Annotated in this window: 15 protein-coding genes; 13 read left to right on the top strand and 2 right to left on the bottom strand. The window is 34.8% G+C overall.

Annotated elements, in window-relative coordinates; genetic code table 11:
- Positions 1 to 72: 72 nt before the first annotated feature.
- Both AC3B6G_RS03145 and AC3B6G_RS03140 read right to left on the bottom strand, forming a co-directional pair.
- Positions 73 to 537, bottom strand: a complete 465-nt coding sequence (locus AC3B6G_RS03145; RefSeq protein WP_489848969.1) for a hypothetical protein — start codon at positions 535 to 537, stop codon at positions 73 to 75.
- On the bottom strand, positions 531 to 1,568 hold the full coding sequence (locus tag AC3B6G_RS03140) for an oxidoreductase (protein WP_489848968.1): 1,038 nt from the start codon (positions 1,566 to 1,568) through the stop codon (positions 531 to 533). The genes AC3B6G_RS03145 and AC3B6G_RS03140 overlap by 7 nt, the downstream gene beginning before the upstream one ends.
- 131 nt (positions 1,569 to 1,699) lie before the next feature.
- On the opposite strand from AC3B6G_RS03140, the gene AC3B6G_RS03135 reads away from it, so the two are divergent.
- From AC3B6G_RS03135 to AC3B6G_RS03075, 13 genes are all read left to right on the top strand, one after another.
- Positions 1,700 to 3,115 carry a C69 family dipeptidase gene (locus tag AC3B6G_RS03135; RefSeq protein ID WP_489848967.1) on the top strand — a complete coding sequence of 472 codons (1,416 nt, stop codon included), beginning with the start codon at positions 1,700 to 1,702 and terminating at the stop codon, positions 3,113 to 3,115.
- A gap of 671 nt (positions 3,116 to 3,786) precedes the next feature.
- Positions 3,787 to 5,076 (top strand): argininosuccinate synthase, encoded by a 1,290-nt coding sequence (locus AC3B6G_RS03130; protein WP_489848966.1) that lies wholly within the window; start codon positions 3,787 to 3,789, stop codon positions 5,074 to 5,076.
- Complete coding sequence (gene argH, locus AC3B6G_RS03125; protein ID WP_489848965.1) at positions 5,066 to 6,466, top strand: argininosuccinate lyase; 1,401 nt, start codon at positions 5,066 to 5,068, stop codon at positions 6,464 to 6,466. Before AC3B6G_RS03130 ends, argH begins: the two co-directional genes overlap by 11 nt.
- Positions 6,459 to 7,937 (top strand): ABC transporter substrate-binding protein/permease, encoded by a 1,479-nt coding sequence (locus tag AC3B6G_RS03120; protein WP_489848964.1) that lies wholly within the window; start codon positions 6,459 to 6,461, stop codon positions 7,935 to 7,937. The genes argH and AC3B6G_RS03120 overlap by 8 nt, the downstream gene beginning before the upstream one ends.
- Entirely contained in the window at positions 7,921 to 8,655 is a 735-nt protein-coding gene (locus AC3B6G_RS03115; protein ID WP_489848963.1) for an amino acid ABC transporter ATP-binding protein, read from the top strand. The genes AC3B6G_RS03120 and AC3B6G_RS03115 overlap by 17 nt, the downstream gene beginning before the upstream one ends.
- A gap of 144 nt (positions 8,656 to 8,799) precedes the next feature.
- Positions 8,800 to 9,888 (top strand): carbamoyl phosphate synthase small subunit, encoded by a 1,089-nt coding sequence (locus tag AC3B6G_RS03110; RefSeq protein WP_489848962.1) that lies wholly within the window; start codon positions 8,800 to 8,802, stop codon positions 9,886 to 9,888.
- Positions 9,888 to 13,046 carry a carbamoyl-phosphate synthase large subunit gene (gene carB / locus AC3B6G_RS03105; protein ID WP_489848961.1) on the top strand — a complete coding sequence of 1,053 codons (3,159 nt, stop codon included), beginning with the start codon at positions 9,888 to 9,890 and terminating at the stop codon, positions 13,044 to 13,046. The genes AC3B6G_RS03110 and carB overlap by 1 nt, the downstream gene beginning before the upstream one ends.
- A gap of 14 nt (positions 13,047 to 13,060) precedes the next feature.
- Positions 13,061 to 14,098 carry an ornithine carbamoyltransferase gene (gene argF, locus AC3B6G_RS03100; RefSeq protein WP_489848960.1) on the top strand — a complete coding sequence of 346 codons (1,038 nt, stop codon included), beginning with the start codon at positions 13,061 to 13,063 and terminating at the stop codon, positions 14,096 to 14,098.
- A 15-nt stretch (positions 14,099 to 14,113) separates the two neighbouring features.
- Positions 14,114 to 15,142 (top strand): N-acetyl-gamma-glutamyl-phosphate reductase, encoded by a 1,029-nt coding sequence (gene argC / locus AC3B6G_RS03095; RefSeq protein WP_489848959.1) that lies wholly within the window; start codon positions 14,114 to 14,116, stop codon positions 15,140 to 15,142.
- Positions 15,143 to 15,154: 12 nt separating this feature from the next.
- A complete protein-coding gene (gene argJ, locus AC3B6G_RS03090; protein WP_489848958.1) occupies positions 15,155 to 16,342 on the top strand; it encodes a bifunctional glutamate N-acetyltransferase/amino-acid acetyltransferase ArgJ in 1,188 nt (395 codons plus the stop codon).
- 5 nt (positions 16,343 to 16,347) lie between these two features.
- Positions 16,348 to 17,073 (top strand): acetylglutamate kinase, encoded by a 726-nt coding sequence (gene argB / locus AC3B6G_RS03085; protein WP_489848957.1) that lies wholly within the window; start codon positions 16,348 to 16,350, stop codon positions 17,071 to 17,073.
- Between the two features lie 11 nt (positions 17,074 to 17,084).
- Positions 17,085 to 18,221, top strand: coding sequence for an acetylornithine transaminase (argD, locus tag AC3B6G_RS03080; protein ID WP_489848956.1), 1,137 nt, complete (start codon positions 17,085 to 17,087; stop codon positions 18,219 to 18,221).
- Positions 18,222 to 18,317: 96 nt separating this feature from the next.
- Positions 18,318 to 19,769, top strand: coding sequence for an ABC transporter substrate-binding protein/permease (locus AC3B6G_RS03075; protein WP_489848955.1), 1,452 nt, complete (start codon positions 18,318 to 18,320; stop codon positions 19,767 to 19,769).
- The last annotated feature ends 150 nt before the right edge of the window (positions 19,770 to 19,919 follow it).

Raw genomic sequence — 19,919 nt, 5'->3', positions numbered from 1 at the left:
TTAAGGTTCATTTAAGTTAAATCCAATTTTTAATCTAAAAAGACCTCTTCACAGACTAGAAGAGGTCAGATATTAGTTCATTTTTTCGATGATTGATTGGAACAATTCACTAATTAGCATTAGCGTATTTAAAGCATCTATAAAACTATCAATTTTAATGAAATCAATTCCAGGACGCCCATCAGCATCTTGAATAACATATAAATTTTCGGGAACTAAATTTGTATGTTTTAATCGTTCAGCTAATTGATGATTTGCATTAACATAATTTCCACGTGCTGTTTTATATGTTTCGGAGAAAATCTTTTGATCATTAAAGAGGGTTAAATGAACATTGTGTCGATTTGTTTCTTGACGTTCAGCAATTAAAATTAGTTGCTCAATTTTTTGATTTAATTTATTTTGAATTTCTATTATTAGCTCTGGTTCATTATTGAGTTCTCTAATATCAATGTTGACAATTTGAAATTGGCTAAATTTTTTTCTGTTTTGTTTTTGAATTGCCTGAGCCAATTCAATCCCGTTTATTTCTACCATTTTTGTCCTCGTTGATATGATTCATTAAATGCTTTGAAATTATGATCATGTAACTCATGAGCAGCATCACTTAACCAGTTCGTATTTCTTAAAAAGGCGCGTCCTTCAAGGATTAAATCGGCTTGATTATTTTGTAAAATGGATTCACATAGACCTGGATTATCAAGTAAGCCGACTGTTGAAACGGGGATCTTGACAGCTTTTTTCATTTTAGTTGCAAATGGGGTTTGATAGCCATCATAAACTGGAATATTTGGTTTACTATCAATTAATCCACCTGTTGAAACATCAATCAAGTCGACACCATCCATTTCCAACCATTTACCAATTTGTTGCCAATCTTCAATTGTATTTTGAATTCCTGTTTCATCATAGTCAGTTAATGATAGTCTTACCCATAATGAACCAGAATAAAATTTACGAATTGCAGTGATGATTTCATGCATTAAACGATAACGATTTTTTAAAGTTCCTCCATAATCATCGGTTCGATGATTAGTTAACTTTGACATGAATTGATCTAATAAATATCCATGAGCACCATGAATTTCAATCATATCTGCTCCAGTAGCTTGAGCTCGCTTAGCAGCAGTTATAAATTCATCACGAATAGTATTAATTTGATCAATCGTTAGTTCCTGGGGTTGTTTGTATTTATCACTATAAGAAATTGCACTTGGCGCAACTGGCTGTTGGGCATTTTCTGCTTTTCGTCCGGCATGGTTAAGTTGAATACCAACTTTAGTTCCAAAATGATGAAGGCTTGAAACTAATTTGGTAAATTCAGGAACTTGTTTATCTGACCATAAACCTAAATCATTTTTTGAAATTCTCCCATTTGGATCAACTGCTGTGGATTCTGTTATGATCATGCCAACTTCACTGATCGCCCGTGCTCCATAATGGACGAAGTGAAATGCTTCTGGAATTCCATCTTCTTTAGTTACTTGATATGTACACATTGGAGACATAACAACATGATTCTTTAGGTGCAATTGTGCAATATCAATCGGTGATAGTAGTTTGCTCAAAGTTATCCATCCTTTCATTTACTTAGTATTGATTAGTATAAATGATTTAATGATCAACTTCAGTTAAAAGCACTTTTAAGTGAATTAATAGTTATAAAAGAGCATAATAATTAGTAGTAGGGGTGATAAAAATGAGAAAAGAATTATCATGTACATCAATTTTAGTTGGAAAAGATGCTAGTTTTGATGGTTCGACCATTATTGCTAGAAATGAAGATGGATATGAACCAATTGGACCGAAGACTTTTCAGGTTAGAAAAGCTTCAGATAGTAAAGATAATATATATGTTTCACAAGAAACAGGGGTGAAGATTCCTTTACCAACGCATGCTTATCGATATACCTGTGAACCAGATCCAATTCAACATCCATTTTATGAAGAAGCTGGAATTAATGAAAAAAACGTTGCTATGAGTTCAACAGAAACCACATATAGTAACCAACGTTTTCTGGGTTATGATCCCTTAGTTACGGATGGAATTAATGAAGATAGTATGTTAACGATTGTACTACCATACATTAATAGTGCTCGTGAAGGGGTAAAACGCTTAGGATCTTTAATTGAAAAATACGGAACTGGCCAAAGCAACGGGATTTCTTTTTCTGACAAAGATGAAATTTGGTATCTTGAAACTGCTGGTGGTCATCATTGGGTAGCGCAAAGAATTCCAGATGATGCTTATGCAGTAATTGCCAACCAAATCAGTATCCAAAATGTTGATTTTGATGATCCTGATAACTTTATGTACTCTGCTGATTTAAAATCATTTGTTGATGAACATCATTTGAATTTAGATTCGAAACACTTTAACTTTAGAAATATTGTTGGTACCCATACTGAAGATGATGCTCATTACAATACACCGCGTGTATGGTATGGTCAAAAATTGTTTACCCCCGGTGGTGAACAAGAACCAACTAGTCAAAATTTACCATTTATTCAACGGGCAAACCGCAAACTAACGATTGATGATGTTGAATACTATCTTTCATCTCATTATCAACAAACACCATATGATCCGTTCACGAATCCTAAAGAATTTGAAACACCAACTTACCGGCCAATTGCTTTAGACAGAAATCAAATTTCTCATATTTTACAAATTAGAAATGATGTGGAGCCTAAGTATGCAGCAATTGAATGGGTTGCTTTAGGATTCTTAGCTTACAGTCCATACGTTCCTTTTTATGCTAACATCGATGATGTTCCTGCTAATTACAAAGTTGCAGGGAAAGAAGTTTCATTGGATAGCGCTTATTGGTTATATAAAACGATTTCAGCAATTGTTGAACCTCATTATCATGATTTTATTAGTGAAATTAATCATTATCGAGAAGATTGTCAGTCATATGCGATTCAAAGAATTCTATCAATTGATAAAAAGGCAAAGAATTTAGATGGCCAAAAATTAACTGATCTACTAACAACAGAATCGATCAAAACAGCGAATGAAGTTACTAATAGAAGTAAGTTGTTGAATAGTAGTTTGATTAAACAAGCCATTAATTTATCCCATGTTAAATTTGGAACTGGAGATAGATTATAAAAAAAGGTTGCATTATTTTTTTTAATGGGTTATGATTATGTCAATCCAAAAATATAAGATGTTGAGCAGGAATTCTAGTTGCGCGTCATTCACAGAAAGTTCCAAGAAATGTGAGATTGGAATATGATAGATGACTAGATCGTGCCTGTGAGTCATTGTTTCGAGTTTTTAAGAAATAATCGGTGGTTCCGTTATCACTCAAGTTTTAGACTTGATGAGCTAATCTTTGCGAAGGGATTAGAAAATGAGGTGGCACCGCGATGAAATCGTCCTCTTGGAATTTATTCCAAGGGGACGATTTTTTGTTTCCTGGAAAATAATATAATAAACGATGAACCAGTTTATAAGATTTAACACTAACAGAGATTAAGGTGACCCGCTGAAAGCCTTATCCGTTAAATCGTTCGTCCTGGGGAGTTCGCCACGAAATGAGTAGTGGTAAGCGTTAGCAACGTTACAGCTTAAGTTATTAACTTAATGAGCTAGTGTTCGCGAGAACATTAGAAAATGAGGTGGCACCACGATTATTTCGTCCTCTTGGAATTTATTCCAAGAGGACTTTTTTTATACACAAGGAGGAATTCACAATGCGAAGTAAGTAAAGCGTTATGAATAAAAATTAAATTAGTTAAATTAGATAATAAACATTAGAAAAGAAAAGGATGATTAAAATGACAAAACAAAAAGTAGTATTAGCATATTCAGGCGGTTTAGACACATCAGTTGCAGTGGCATGGTTAAGTAACAAGGGATACGACGTAATTGCTTGTTGTATCAATGTTGGTGAAGGAAAAGATTTAAAGAAGGTTAAGGATAAAGCTTTGAAGGTAGGGGCATCTAAGTGCTACATGATTGATGGTCTAGATGAATTTGCTGATGATTACCTTACTTATGCTTTAAAAGGGAACTTAATGTACGAAGATGCTTATCCTTGTGTTTCCGCATTATCAAGACCATTGATCAGTAAGAAATTAGTTCAAGTTGCTCATCAAGAAGGTGCCGTAGCTGTTGCTCATGGTTGTACTGGAAAAGGAAATGACCAAGTTAGATTTGAAACAGCTGTTAAAAATCTTGATCCAAGTTTAGAAGTTCTAACTCCCGTTAGAGATTGGCACTGGTCCAGAGAAGAAGAAATCGAATACGCTAAGGATAACAACATTCCAATTCCAATTGATTTAGATTCACCATACTCAATCGATGCTAACATTTGGGGAAGAGCAAACGAATGTGGGGTTCTTGAAAATCCTTGGAACCCAGCTCCAGAAGATGCCTTTGCAATCACCAACCCGTTGGAAAAGACCCCAGATACTCCAACGATCGTTGAATTGAACTTTGAAAAAGGAATCCCGACTACTTTAGATGGTAAGGCAATGTCATTTAAAGAAATCATTCAAACCTTGAACGTCATTGCTGGAAAACATGGCATTGGTAGAATTGACCACATCGAAAACCGGTTAGTTGGAATCAAATCAAGAGAAGTTTACGAAACCCCAGCTGCTTTTGTTTTACTTAAGGCCCACGAAGAATTAGAAGATTTAACATTAGAAAAAGATGTTGCTCACTTCAAACCAATCATTGATAAAAAGATGAGTGAATTAGTATACGACGCTTTGTGGTTCTCACCATTGATGACCGCTCTTCAACAATTCGTTGATAGTACTCAACAGGTTGTTAGTGGAACGATTAAATTGAAGTTATTCAAGGGGAACATTATTGTACTTGGTAGAAAGTCAAATAACTCCCTTTACGATGATGATTTAGCAACTTATACTTCTGCTGATTCATTCGACCAATTAGCTTCAGCAGGATTCATTAAGTTATGGAGCTTACCAACAACTGTTTATTCTCAAGTGCAAATGAAGAATCATCAACATGCATTAGTTGATAGTATCAATAAACAAAATGCAAAAGAAAAAGAACACGTGAAAGTTGCAAGCAAGGAGAAAAAAGATGACAAATAAAAAACTTTGGGGTGGCCGGTTTCAAACCCCAACAAGTAAGGAAGTTGATCAATTTGGGGCTTCAATTTATTTTGATCAACAAATGGCTGCCGAAGATATTGCTGGTTCGTTAGCCCATCTTCACATGTTAGCTAAAACTAAAATTATTAGTGAAGATGATGCTAAACAAATCGAAGAAGGATTATTAGAAATTCAAAACGAACTTCAAAATGGTCAATTGAAATTTGATGTTAGTAATGAAGATATTCATATGAACATTGAAAGTATCTTGACAGAAAAGATTGGTCCAGTTGCTGGAAAGCTACACACGGCTCGTTCAAGAAATGACCAAGTGGCAGTTGATTTCCATCTTTACTTGAAGAATCGGTTACCTGAAGTTTTGAAATTGTTAAACGCTTTGATGACAACGTTAGTTCAATTAGCTGAAGATAATGTTGAAACGATTATGCCAGGTTATACTCATCTCCAACATGCTCAACCCATTTCATACGGGCATTACTTGATGGCTTATTACCAAATGTTCAAACGGGATTATGAACGGTTCGAATTTAACCAAAAGCATACTGATATTTCACCATTAGGTGCAGCTGCTTTAGCAGGAACAACCTTTCCGATCGATCGTCATATGACAGCAAAAGAATTAGGCTTTGATGAAGTTTATGCGAACTCATTGGATGCTGTTTCGGATCGGGATTTTGCAATTGAATTTCTCAGCAATTCCTCAATCATGATGTTGCATCTTTCCCGGTTCTGTGAAGAAATCAGTATGTGGGCTAGTTATGAGTTCAATTATATTGAAATTAGTGATGCTTATACGACCGGAAGTTCAATCATGCCCCAAAAGAAAAATCCAGATATGGCCGAATTGATTCGGGGGAAAGTTGGTCGGATCTACGGTCATTTAACCGGATTGTTAAGTACGATGAAATCATTACCATTAGCCTATAATAAAGATCTCCAAGAAGACAAGGAAGGTGTTTTTGATACTTATAAAACAATTATTCCAACGTTAAAAATCTTTACTCACATGATTCAAGGAATCACGATTAAAAAAGAAAATATGTATGATGCTACAACTAATGATTTTTCAAATGCTACTGAATTAGCAGATTACCTTGCTACGAAAGGAATGCCATTTAGAGAAGCCCATGGAATCGTTGGGAAAATGGTTTATGATTGTATTGTTAAGCAGATTAACTTGCAAGATTTGAGTTTATCTGAAATGAAACAATACTCAGAACTGATTGAAGATGATGTTTATAATGATTTAAAACCAGAAGTTGCAGTTGAAAGACGAACATCGTTTGGTGGAACTGGATTTGCTTCCGTTAACCATCAAATTAAAGTTGCGAAAGAAGAATTGTCTAAAGGGGACGAAATAAATGAATAACATGAAACATAAATTAATGATGTTATTAGCGGTTTTTGTATCCGTATTAGGAATCGCATTTGCTACGACGCCATCAGCTAATGCTAAAACTACCGACCATTATCTACAAAACATCAAGAAAAAGGGAACATTAGTGATGGGAACAGCACCTGATTATCCTCCTTATGAATTTAGTAAGGGTGGTAAAACTTATGGTTCCGATATTGAATTAGGAAAACAAGTTGCTAAAGACATGGGAGTTAAGTTAAAAATCAAGAACATGGGATTTGATTCCCTCTTAGTTGCTCTAGATACTGGTAAAGTTGACATGGTTATTGCAGGGCTTAACAAAACACCTGAAAGAGCTAAGAGCACTGACTTTAGTAACACTTACTACAAATCAGGATTGAGTTTTATCATTAATAAATCAGATCAAGATAAAATTCATTCATATAAGGACTTAGCCCATTCAACAGTAGGGGCTCAGTTAGGTTCTGTTCAATATGATGTTGTAAAGGGTGATATGAAGTCATCTAAATTAGACGGAATTGAAAGCAATGATGACTTAATCATTGCGTTGAAGGCAAATAAAGTAAAGGCTGTCGCAATGAACACCGCGGTTGCTAAGGCTTATGCTAACCATAATCCTGGTTTAGCAACCATTCCATCTGGGTTAAAAGATGGTGATTCTAATAATATGATTGCCTTTCATAAGGGTGCACAATCATTGGTGAACTCCGCTAACAAAACGGTTGCAAATGTTCAAAAGAATAATTTATACGTAAATAAATATATTCCAACTGCAATCAAAGAAATGCCTAACAACAAAAAACAACAATCTGTTTTAGCACAAATGTGGCAATATAAAGGATTGTTCTTAAAGGGATTGAAATATACCTTAATTATTTCTATCTTTGGGGTCATCATTGGGATTATCTTAGGAGTTCTCTTAGCCTTAATGAGACTAAGTCACAACTGGTTCCTTCATGCGATTGCCGTTGTTTACATCGAATTTATTCGGGGGACCCCTTCATTAGTTCAAATTATGTTTATGTACTTTGGATTAGGAGCAATCGTTAATGTTTCTGCATTGACGGCTGGGACGTTGGCAATTGGGATCAACTCTGGAGCTTACGTTGCTGAAATTATTAGAGGTGGAATTACTTCGATTGATAAGGGTCAAGATGAAGCGGCTTTATCATTAGGGCTTTCTCCAGTTCAAACGATGCAATCGATTATTTTACCACAAGCGTTTAAGAACATTTGGCCTGCATTAGGAAATGAATTTATTACTTTGATCAAGGATAGTTCATTAGTATCTACGATTGGAGTTGGCGAACTAATGTATCAAATGAGAATCGTTCAATCTAACACTTACCAAGGAGTCGCACCAATTGCCGTAATTATGGTGATTTACTTCATCGTTACATTTATTTTATCAAGATTGATGAAGTTTGCAGAAGGGAAGATGAATCATGACAGCACTAATTAAAATTGAAAATTTAACCAAAGAATTCAAAAATCATGTGATTTTTAAAGATGTTAATGCCACCGTTAATAATGGTGATGTAATTTCGCTAATCGGTCCTTCTGGGGTTGGAAAAAGTACTTTTATTCGGTGCTTGAACATGTTAGGGGCGCCAACTTCTGGCAAGGTACTATTGAACGGTGATGATTTAACTCATAGTTCCAAAAAAGAATTGATCAAGTTAAGAAGCAAGATGGGAATGGTTTTTCAAAGCTTTAACCTCTTCAATAATAAAACGGTTTTAGAAAACATCACTTTGGCCCCAATTAAAGTAAAAAAGATGTCAAAACAAAAGGCTGAAGATGAAGCAATGCAATTGTTAAAAACAGTTGGGCTAGAAGATAAGGCGAATGTTTATCCTAGTAGCTTATCTGGTGGACAAGCTCAACGGATTGCCATTGTTAGAGCGTTAGCCATGCATCCAGAAGTAATGTTGTTCGATGAACCAACTTCTGCTTTGGATCCCCAAATGGTTGGAGAAGTTCTAAAGGTAATGAAAAAGTTAGCTCAAGAAAAGATGACGATGATTATCGTTACCCATGAAATGGAATTTGCAAAACAAGTTTCGAACCAAATTTGGTACATGAATGATGGCACGATCAAAGAAAAAGCAACGCCGGCAGAATTCTTTGAACGTCCAAAAACAAAGTCAGCTCAAGAATTTTTATCTAAAATGATTTAACACTTAAGTGAGGTATGATCGATCATTAAAACAATTAGAATTTAATTAATTTGCAATTTAAATGAACCATTGATTAGACGTAATGAGTGGGTAACTTAAAAGTATTTAATTGCAATTGATCTTAATAACATTAGGAGGATTACAATGAAACGCTATTTAGTGCTTGCTAATGGCTCAGTGTATCCTGGTAACGGTTTCGGTTCTACTAAAGATGTTTACACAGAAGTAGTTTTTAGTACTGGAATGACTGGTTATCAAGAGACGATCACTGACCCTAGCTATTACGGACAATCGATGGTTTTTACATATCCATTAATTGGTAATTATGGCATTAATAAGGATGATTCAGAAAGTATTCATCCCGCTGTAGACGCTATTATTGTCCATGAATTAGCTAAGCATCCAAGCAATTATCGTTCTGTTATGACATTAGAACAATATGCAGAACAAGAGGATTTACCAGGAATTAGTGGAATCGACACAAGAAAGTTAACGAAGGAAATTCGTGACGAAGGATCCATGCCAGCTGTAATCGTTAGTGATTTGAACAGTGAGTGGATCAAAGAACAATTTAATAAAACATATTTACCAATTTTAGAAGCCAAAGCAAATCAAGCGGCAACGAAGGCTGTTTATCAAGTCCCTCAAGATGGCGTTAAGATTGCTTTGCTAGATTTTGGATTAAAAGAATCAATCGTAAAGAACTTAAGTCAACACGGAGCGAACGTAATTGTTTTTCCAGGAAAAACGAGTGCAGATGAAATAATGGAATGTCATCCAGATGGCATTTTATTATCTAATGGTCCTGGAGATCCAATGCAATATCAATTTGCATTACCAACCATTAAACAATTACAGGAACATTATCCATTAATGGGAATTTGTTTAGGCCATCAATTATTTGCCTTAGCAAATGGAGCCAAAACATACAAAATGAAATTTGGTCATCGGGGATTTAATCATGCGGTTAGTGAAGTTGGCAAGACCAATTGCAACTTTACTTCTCAAAATCATGGATATGCAGTTGATTTACAATCTCTTGATACGACTAATTTAATTGTGACTCATCAAGAAATTAATGATCACGTTGTAGAAGGCGTTCGTCTGAAGGACAAAAATGCTTTTTCAGTTCAATTTCATCCAGATGCCTCTCCTGGTCCCCACGATGCGCAACATCTTTTTGCTCGTTTTATTCAGATTTGTCAGGATGAAAAGAAAGAAGGGATGTTCTAATGCCAAAAAGAACTGATATTAAAAAGATATTAGTGATTGGCTCCGGTCCAATCATAATTGGGCAAGCAGCTGAGTTTGATTATTCAGGATCGCAAGCATGTTTAGCACTTCGCGAAGCAGGTTATGAAGTTATTTTGGTTAACTCGAATCCAGCAACTATCATGACTGATAAAGAAATTGCGGATAAGGTTTTTATTGAACCGTTGACCTTAGCATTTGTTTCTAAAATTATCAGAAAAGAATTGCCAGATGCGATTTTACCTACTTTGGGTGGTCAAACTGGTTTAAATATGGCTAAAGAATTAGCGGATTCAGGAATTTTAACTGAATTAAAAATCGAACTATTAGGAACTAAATTAAATGCAATTGAAGAAGCTGAAGATCGGGAACAATTCAAGCAATTAATGCAACGAATCGATGAACCAATTCCAGAATCAATGATTGCAACCACTTTAGATGAAGCAAATCAATTTGTGAAACAAGTTGGTTTCCCAGTTGTCATCCGTCCAGCGTACACAATGGGTGGAACAGGAGGCGGCTTTGCTCATGACCAAGATGAATTCAAAGAAATTGTTTTGAATGGATTAGAACTATCCCCGGTTAGTCAAATTTTGGTGGAACGTTCAATTGCTGGATTCAAAGAAATTGAATTTGAAGTAATGCGAGATGCAAAGGATAACGCTTTGATTGTTGCATCAATGGAAAACGTTGATCCGGTTGGAATTCATACTGGAGATTCAATCGTCGTTTCACCAACTCAAACATTATCAGATCGTGATTATCAGATGTTACGGGATGCGGCCTTAAAGATTATTCGGGCTTTAAAAATTGAGGGCGGTTGTAATGTTCAAATGGCTCTTGATCAATATAGTGATCAATATTACATTATTGAAGTTAATCCACGGGTTTCACGTTCGTCAGCTTTAGCTTCCAAAGCAACTGGTTATCCAATTGCTAAAACAGCTGCGAAAATTGCGGTTGGTTTAGGATTAGACGAAATTAAGAATCCAATTACTGGAACCACTTTAGCAGAATTTGAACCCGCTTTAGATTATATCGTTACTAAAATCCCCAGATGGCCATTTGATAAGTTTCCTGATGGTGATCATAATCTGGGGACCCAAATGAAAGCCACTGGTGAAGTGATGGCCATTGGACGGAACTTTGAAGAATCATTATTAAAGGCGGTTCGTTCACTAGAAATCGGTCTTGATTATGTCGCTGATGATGCACTAACAAAGATTGATACTAAGGTTTTATTGAATGACTTAGTTCCAGCTAAAGATAACAGACTATTTGTAATCTGTGAATTATTAAGAAGACAAATCAGTGTTAATCAGATTCACTCAATTACTCAAATCAATGAATTCTTCTTATATAAGTTACAACATTTGATTGAAATTGAACTGGAATTACAGCAAAACCAGACTGATGCAATTTTACAAGTTGCTAAGCAAAATGGCTTTTTAGATAACACAATTGGCAAGTTATGGCATCAATCAGCCGATGAAGTTAAACAAATTCGGGAAGAAGCAAATATTACGCCAGTTTTTAAAATGGTTGATACGGTTGCTGGTGAATTTACATCACAAACGCCTTATTATTACAGCACTTATGAAAACGATAATGAATCCCAAGTTACTTCAAAACCTTCAATTTTAGTTATTGGATCTGGTCCAATTAGAATTGGTCAGGGCGTGGAATTTGATTATGCGACGGTTCATTGTGTTGAAGCGATGAAAAAAGCTGGTTATGAGTCCATTATTATGAATTCTAATCCGGAAACTGTTTCAACTGATTTTTCAATTTCTGATAAATTATATTTTGAACCATTAACATTAGAAGATGTTTTGAACATAGTTGAGCTTGAGAAACCAGAAGGAGTAATCGTTCAATTCGGCGGACAAACCGCCATTAATTTGGCGAAACCGTTAGCAGAACGGGGCATTAAAATTTTGGGAACAACGCTTGAAGACATTAATAGAAGTGAAGATCGAAAACTATTTGGGGAAGTAATTGATAAATTGAACTTACCACAGCCAAATGGAAAAACCGCTACGACTGTTGATGGTGCTGTTCAAGCCGCAAATGAGGTTGGTTATCCAATTTTAATTCGGCCTTCATATGTCTTAGGTGGCCGTGCGATGGAAATCATCGTTTCTGATGAGGAACTACGAGACTACATGAATCGAGCGGTGAAAGTATCAAATGACCATCCGGTCTTAATTGATTCCTACTTGACTGGTTCTGAGGCGGAAGTTGATATTATTGGTGATGGAAAGAACGTTATTATTCCAGGGATTATTGAACACATTGAAAGAGCCGGGGTTCATTCTGGAGATTCAATGGGCGTTTACCCACCTCAAAACATGCTTTCTAACGTAAAGGAACAAATCGTTCAGGATGCTGTTGCATTGGGAAAAGAGTTAAATGTTGTTGGATTAATGAATGTCCAATTCGTTATTCATGATCAAAAAGCTTATGTAATTGAAGTTAATCCACGTGCTTCTAGAACGGTTCCCTTTTTATCCAAAGTGACAGGAATTTCGATGGCGCAATTAGCAACAGAAGTCATCTTAGATAAAAAATTAGCTGATTTGGGATATCAAGATGGCTTAGTTCCAGAATCTAATCATGTTTCAGTAAAAGCACCAGTATTTAGTTTTAGTAAGTTGCCAGGAGTAGCTAACCTATTAGGGCCAGAAATGAAATCAACTGGAGAAGTGATGGGGACTGACAGAACATTTACCAAAGCTTTGGATAAAGCATTCGTAGCCAGTGGAATTAAAATTCCTAAAATTGGTACTATCTTTTTATCACTTTCCAATTCTGATTTAAAGGAAGGTTTAGATTTGGCAGTTCGTTTTAGAACTTTAGGCTTCCAAATTAGTGGAGATAGTTCAACTGCAAGATATTTAAATGATAACAATATTACAACAACATCATTAACAACTGAACAGGTAACGATGGCTTTAAAGGATCAACGATTACAAATTGTAATGAATACGGTAAACGATGATCAAAGAAATAGTTTTAAAAATAACGAAATGCGTTTCGATGCAATTGAAAATGAAGTTCCACTATTTACTTCATTAGACACTCTAGCGGCTTTATTAACAGTTCTAGAAAGTCAGGCATTTGAAATTCAACCATTATAAAGGGAGATTTTATTATGAAAAAAGATAATCAATTTTTTAGTAATCAATTTTATGGGAAAAGTATTTTAGCAGAAACAGACCTTACACCTGCTGAAATGAATTACCTAGTTGATTTTGGATTACATTTAAAAGCCGAAAAGCAAAGTGGTAATCCAACAAAATATTTGCAAGATAAAAACATCGCATTACTATTCGAAAAGAATTCCACGAGAACAAGATCAGCATTTACCACGGCGGCATTTGAACTTGGTGCTAATCCAGTATTTCTTGGTAAAAACGATATTCATTTGGCTCATAAAGAATCTGTTATTGATACCGCTAAAGTTTTGGGAAGTATGTACGATGGAATTGAATTTCGGGGATATAAACAATCTGATGTTGAAGAACTAGTAGAATATTCTGGAGTTCCCGTTTGGAATGGGTTAACTGATGATTGGCATCCAACTCAAACGATTCCAGATTTGATGACAATTAAAGAAAATTTTGGCACTTTAGATGGCCTTAAGTTAGCGTACTTGGGAGACGGTAGAAATAACGTAGCCAGTAGTTTGTTAGTAGGTTGTGCAATGGTTGGTGTTGATGTTGCAATTGTTGGACCAGAATCATTATTACCATCAGATAAAGTACTTCAAATTGCTAAGAAATATGCTGAACAAAGTGGTGCTAAAATTCAAACAACTTCTGATCTCCAAGAAGGTTTAAAAGATGCCAACGTTGTTACAACTGATGTTTGGGTTTCAATGGGTGAAGATAATTGGAAAGAAAGAATCGACTTATTAAAACCGTATCAAGTTAACATGAAGGCTTTAAAAATGACTGGCAATATTGATGGTAAGTTAATTGTAATGCACTGTTTACCAGCATTTCATGATACGAAAACGGAAGTTGGCCAAGAAATGTTCGAAAAATATGGTTTATCTGAGATGGAAATTACAGATGAAGTTTTCAATAGCAAATATGCTCGGCAATTTGATGAAGCAGAAAACCGGAAACATGGAATTAAAGCAATGATGGCTGTAACACTCGGGAAGATGTATATTCCAAAAATTTAGGGAGGCAGACTAAAAATGAAAGTTGCAATTGTAGGAATTACCGGATATGCGGGAATGGTGTTGTATGGATTATTAAAACAACATCCTGAAGTATCTCAAATCAATTTTTATAAACATGATTTACAAAAGCCAACTTTATTAAAAGAATTGGCTGATCAATACACTTATGACGAAGGAATTGTTTTTCCATATGATTCAAACGTTATTATGGATCACAATGATGCATTGTTTTTTGCGACGCCAGCAGGAGTTACATCTAAACTAGCTCGACCATTTTTGCAAAAATCATTTCCAGTAATTGACCTCTCAGGCGACTTTCGTTTAAAGGATGCCACTCAATATCAACAATGGTATTCCAAACCAGCTGCTGAAGAAGAAGAATTAGATCAGTCATATTATGGCCTAGCTGACTTAATGAAGAATCAGGGAAAGAAATACGTTGCTAATCCAGGATGCTATGCTACTTCTGTTTTATTAGGTTTAGCACCATTAGTTCAAAATGACCTAATTGATTTAGATAACATCATAATTGATGCTAAGTCTGGACTGTCAGGAGCTGGGAAAAAATTGACAGAGTCTTCACATTTTATTCAAGCCCAAAATAATTTACAAATTTACAAACCAAATCAGCATAAACATATTCCAGAAGTGATGGCTTTATTAAAAAAGTGGAATAAAAAAATCGACCACATTCAATTTATGACCACTTTAGTTCCAATTGATAGAGGAATCATGAGTTCAATATATGTGAAGGTTAAAGCTGATGTTTCTGAGGAACAAATTCAGGATCAATTTGCAGAAACTTTTAAAAATAGTCCGTTCATAAAGATACTAAACGATAAGTTACCAACAATTAAAAATGTCGTGGGAACGAATGAATGTCACATCGGATTAGTGTTCAATCCAGTGACTAAATACTTATTAGTGGGTTGTGTTATTGATAACATGATAAAGGGTGCCGCAGGACAAGCAATTCAAAACTTTAATCAATTATTTTCGTTTAAAGAGACAACGGGATTGGAACTAAGTCCAATCCTACCTTAGGAGGGAAGAAAAATGAATGAAATTAAATTTCAATGGCCAAAAGGCTTCAAAGCAGATGCAATTCATGCTGGCTTTAAAAAAAGTGACCAACTAGATTTTTGTTGGATCGTATCAGATTCGATATGTTCAGCAGCAGGGGTTTATACAAAGAACCAATTTCCAGCAGCACCTGTTCAAGTAACTAAGCATCAAATTAATGCAGGACATCAATTGAAGGCTCTTGTTATCAACAGTGGGAATGCTAATTCATTTACTGGAGATCAAGGAATTAAAAACTCTCAAAATGAAGTGAAAGCAGTTGCTAATAAATTAAAAATCGATTCAAATTTAGTTGGGGTCGCTTCTACCGGAATCATTGGAAAACAACTTCAAATGGATAAATTTCAAAGCGGATTAGATAACCTAACATTATCTGAATCATTGAAAGTTCCTGATGCAATTATTACGACTGATACAACAACTAAAAAAATTTGTGTGAGTCTCGAAATCGGTAATAAACCAGTTATTATAACTGGTTTTGCAAAGGGATCAGGAATGATTCACCCGAACATGGGAACCACGCTAGGTTTTATCTTAACAGATGCAAAAATTGCCAAAAATACATTGCAAAAGCTATTAAGTTCTAAAATCGTGAGTTCATTTAATCAGATTACGGTTGATGGTTGTATGTCAACGAATGACATGGTAATTGCATTAGCCAATGGAGCGGCACAAAATAATGAATTAACGGAAGATAGTTCAGAATTTGAACAATTTAGCCATGCGTTCACGTTTGTGATTACTGAAATGGCTAAAATGGTGGCTAAAGATGGTGAAGGAGCTTCTAAATTTATTGAAGCAACTGTTAAAAATGCTCAAAGTCAAGCAGATGCGAATCAAGTTGCGAAGGCAATTGTTGGCTCAAATTTAATTAAAGCCATGATCAATGGAGAAGATGCTAATTGGGGACGAATTGTTCAAGCGATTGGTCAAACTGATGCCCAAATCGATCCAGATAACCTAGCAATTTCGATTCAAAATATTGAAATTATTAAGCATAGTAAATTACAGTCAATTGATCTTCAACAAGTTCGGAAAGCTTTAAAGAACCATAATATCGAGATTACGGTAGATTTAAATACAGGTAATTACGATGGAATTGCTTGGGGTTGTGATTTGACCTATAAATATGTCGAAATTAATTCGGCATATGAGGAGTGATGAAGATGATTGTAATTAAGATTGGTGGCAATATGGTTGCTAAATTGAACCCGCGTTTTTTTAATGATATTGAACAACTCCAGGCAAATGGGGAATCAATCATTTTAGTCCATGGTGGTGGTAATTTAATTTCTGAATGTGGTGAATTTATTGGTCAAGAACCCCAAAAAATTAATGGAATTAGAGTTACGAATCCCCAGATGATGTCAATTACCGATAATGTTTTGACTCATATTATTCAACCAGAACTCCAGCGACAATTTCAGCAACATCATATTCTAAGCACAATGTTAAATGCTCAATCGCATCGTTTTATGTTCGGAAATTATATTGATAAGCATCTTTATGGCGAAGTTGGGAACGTAAATAAAATTGATGCTGAATACATTAAAGAAAAAACCAACGATTCCGTCGGCTTATGTGCATCAATTGCATTTGATCCTAATGGCCAAATGTTGAATGTTAATGCTGACACTGCTGCAGCAGCATTAGCAGAGTTATTACACGCACAAAAATTAATTTTTTTAACTGACGTTTCAAATGTGTTTGTTGATAACAAACCGATTGAACAGTTAAATCGAAAACTTGCAGAGCAGTTAGTTGATGATAAAACGTTGACTAACGGAATGATTCCAAAAGTAAAGGCAGCTTTTGAAGCATTAAAAAATGGTATTAACCAAATTTCAATAACAAATGATTTAATGAAAACAGGAACGATGATCGTAAAATAGGAGGCGTAAACATGACAAAATTAATTCATACTTACCAACAATTCCCAATTGAAATTGTAGATGGACACGATTATCATTTGTTAGATTCTAATGGAAAAGAATATATTGATTTAACAAGTGGAATTGGGGTTTGTAATTTAGGCTATAGTAATCAAAAGATTCATTCAGCAGTTCAAGAACAGCTGAATCATATTTGGCATACATCAAATCTATATCTTAATAGTAAAGCAGAACAAGTGGCTGAAAAACTTTGTCCACCAAATTATTTAGCATTTTTTTGTAATTCTGGAACAGAAGCTAATGAAGCCGCAATTAAATTAGCTCATAAAGCCACCCAAAAGCAAAAATTAGTTGCTTTTGATAATGGTTTTCACGGGAGGACTTATGGTTCTTTATCAGTCACTGGCTATCCCCACATTAAAGAGGGGTTTAGTCCATTAGTTCCGGAAATTAGCTTTGGTAAATATAACGATGACGATTCATTGAACTTAATCAATGACGAAATTGCTGCTGTAATTTTAGAAGTTGTCCAAGGTGAAGGCGGGGTCAATGTTGGCGGTTATGATTGGCTCCAAAAATTACAATCTAAGTGTCATGAAACTAATACCATTCTAATTATTGATGAAGTTCAATCAGGAATGGGCCGGACTGGTTTTAAATTTGCTTTCGAACAATTTGATTTAAGCCCAGATATTATTACGGTTGCAAAAGGATTAGCAAATGGATTACCAGTTGGTGCAATGTTAGCTAAAGAAAAAGTGGCAGCAGCTTTTAAACCAGGAGATCATGGAAACACTTTTGGGGGAAACAAAGTTGTAATGGCATCAGCTAATGCTGTTTTAGATCAATTAACACCAGAATTATTAGATGGAGTTAAGGATAAATCAAGTCAATTGTGGAATCTTTTAAATCAAGACATTTTGCCATTACATTCCGTTAATGGAATTAGTGGAAAGGGTTTCATGATTGGAATTCATTTAAACCAAAATGTTCCAGTGAGTGAAGTAATTACAGCCTTACAATCAGAAGGAATTTTAACGCTTTCAGCTCGTGGAAACACTCTAAGATTATTACCACCATTAATAATTGAAATGAGTGCGTTAAAAGAAGCAATTAATAAAATAAAAAATATTTTAGAAAAATATTAGTCTTAAAGAACTTCTTGGATTTTAACAAGAAGTTTTTTTAGAAAAGGAATGATTAAGATGATTAAAAAAAGATCTCTGGGAAAAATAATACTTTTAATGACGGTAATATTTTTGGGAATAATTTGGACAACAACTAGTGTTCAAGCAAGTAAAACGACTAGTAGCGATAATTATCTACAAAAAATCAAACAAAAAGGGACCTTGGTGTTAGGAACTGAACCTGATTATCCACCATATGAGTTCACTAAAAACGTAAATGGGAAAGAAAAGGTAATGGGAGCAGATATAACGCTTGGCGAAAAAATTGCTAAAAAGATGGGTGTTAAGTTAAAAATCAAGGCAATGAGTTTTGATTCTTTATTGGTTGGCCTGCAAACTGGTAAGATCGACATGGCAATTTCCGGGATTAGTAAAACACCTGAAAGAGCTAAAAGTGTTGATTTTACGATCCCCTACTATTCAGATGGTCAAGATTTAGTAGTTAATTCTAATGATAATAAAATCAAGTCTTATAAGGACTTAGCAAATCAATCGGTAGGAGCTCAGACTGGAAGCATTCAATATGATTTAGTAAAACAACAAATTTCTCATCCTTCAATTAAAGGAATGGAAAGTGTTAGTGATTTAGTATTGGCATTAAAAACTAATAAAATTAAAGCGATTGCGGTGGAAAGTGCGACAGCTAAAGCATATGTTGCTAATACTAGTGGCATTAAGGCAATTGATGCACATTTCAATACAAAGAATTCACAAAACGTTGTTGCGTTTCATAAAGGAGCAAAATCACTAGTTAACGTTGCCAACCAAGTAATTAAAAAAGCCAATCAACATAACGCTTTTGAAAAACAATTTTTACCATTGGCAACTAAGCAAATGGGAACGATCAAAGATAAGAAACTTTCTGTTTGGCAACAAATGTATCAATATCGGGCTTACTTTATCAAAGGATTGAAATACACTTTAATTATTTCAGTAATTGGCATCATTATGGGAATCATCCTTGGAATCTGCTTTGGCTTAATGCGGTTAAGTCATAATTGGTTCCTTCATTCAATTGCAGTTGTTTATATTGAATTTATTCGGGGGACGCCAGCACTAGTTCAAATTATGTTTTTCTATTTTGGATTAGGAACATTTGTGAACGTTTCAGCTGTGACGGCAGGAACGATTGCAATTGGAATTAATTCTGGGGCATATGTTGCCGAAATCATCAGAAGTGGGATTAATTCAATTCCAAAGGGGCAAAATGAAGCTGCTTTATCATTAGGATTATCTAATTCACAGACAATGCAATCAGTGATCCTACCTCAAGCATTTAAGAATATTTGGCCAGCATTAGGTAATGAATTCATTACATTGATCAAGGATAGTTCGCTTGCATCTACGATTGGGGTTGGTGAATTAATGTACCAAATGAAAATCGTGCAATCGAATACTTATCAAGGAGTCGCACCAATTGTAGTTATTATGGTGATTTATTTTGTTATTACGTTTATTTTATCCAGAATTATGAAATATTATGAAAAACGGCTATCAAAGACGAATTAAGGAATATGTAAAAAGAAATGACATGTATTTACAACTAAATACGAATAATTATCATTTTTTTCTTTTAATCGTTTGATAATTGTGATATTATTCTATTAATTTAATAATTCGTTAACTTTTATTAGAAATTATGATTTAAAAGTTAAACGT

This window comes from Nicoliella sp. ESL1149 (assembly GCF_058107265.1).
The sequence above is the reverse complement of the archived record's forward strand: the minus strand, read 5'-3'. Positions and strand labels throughout refer to the sequence as shown.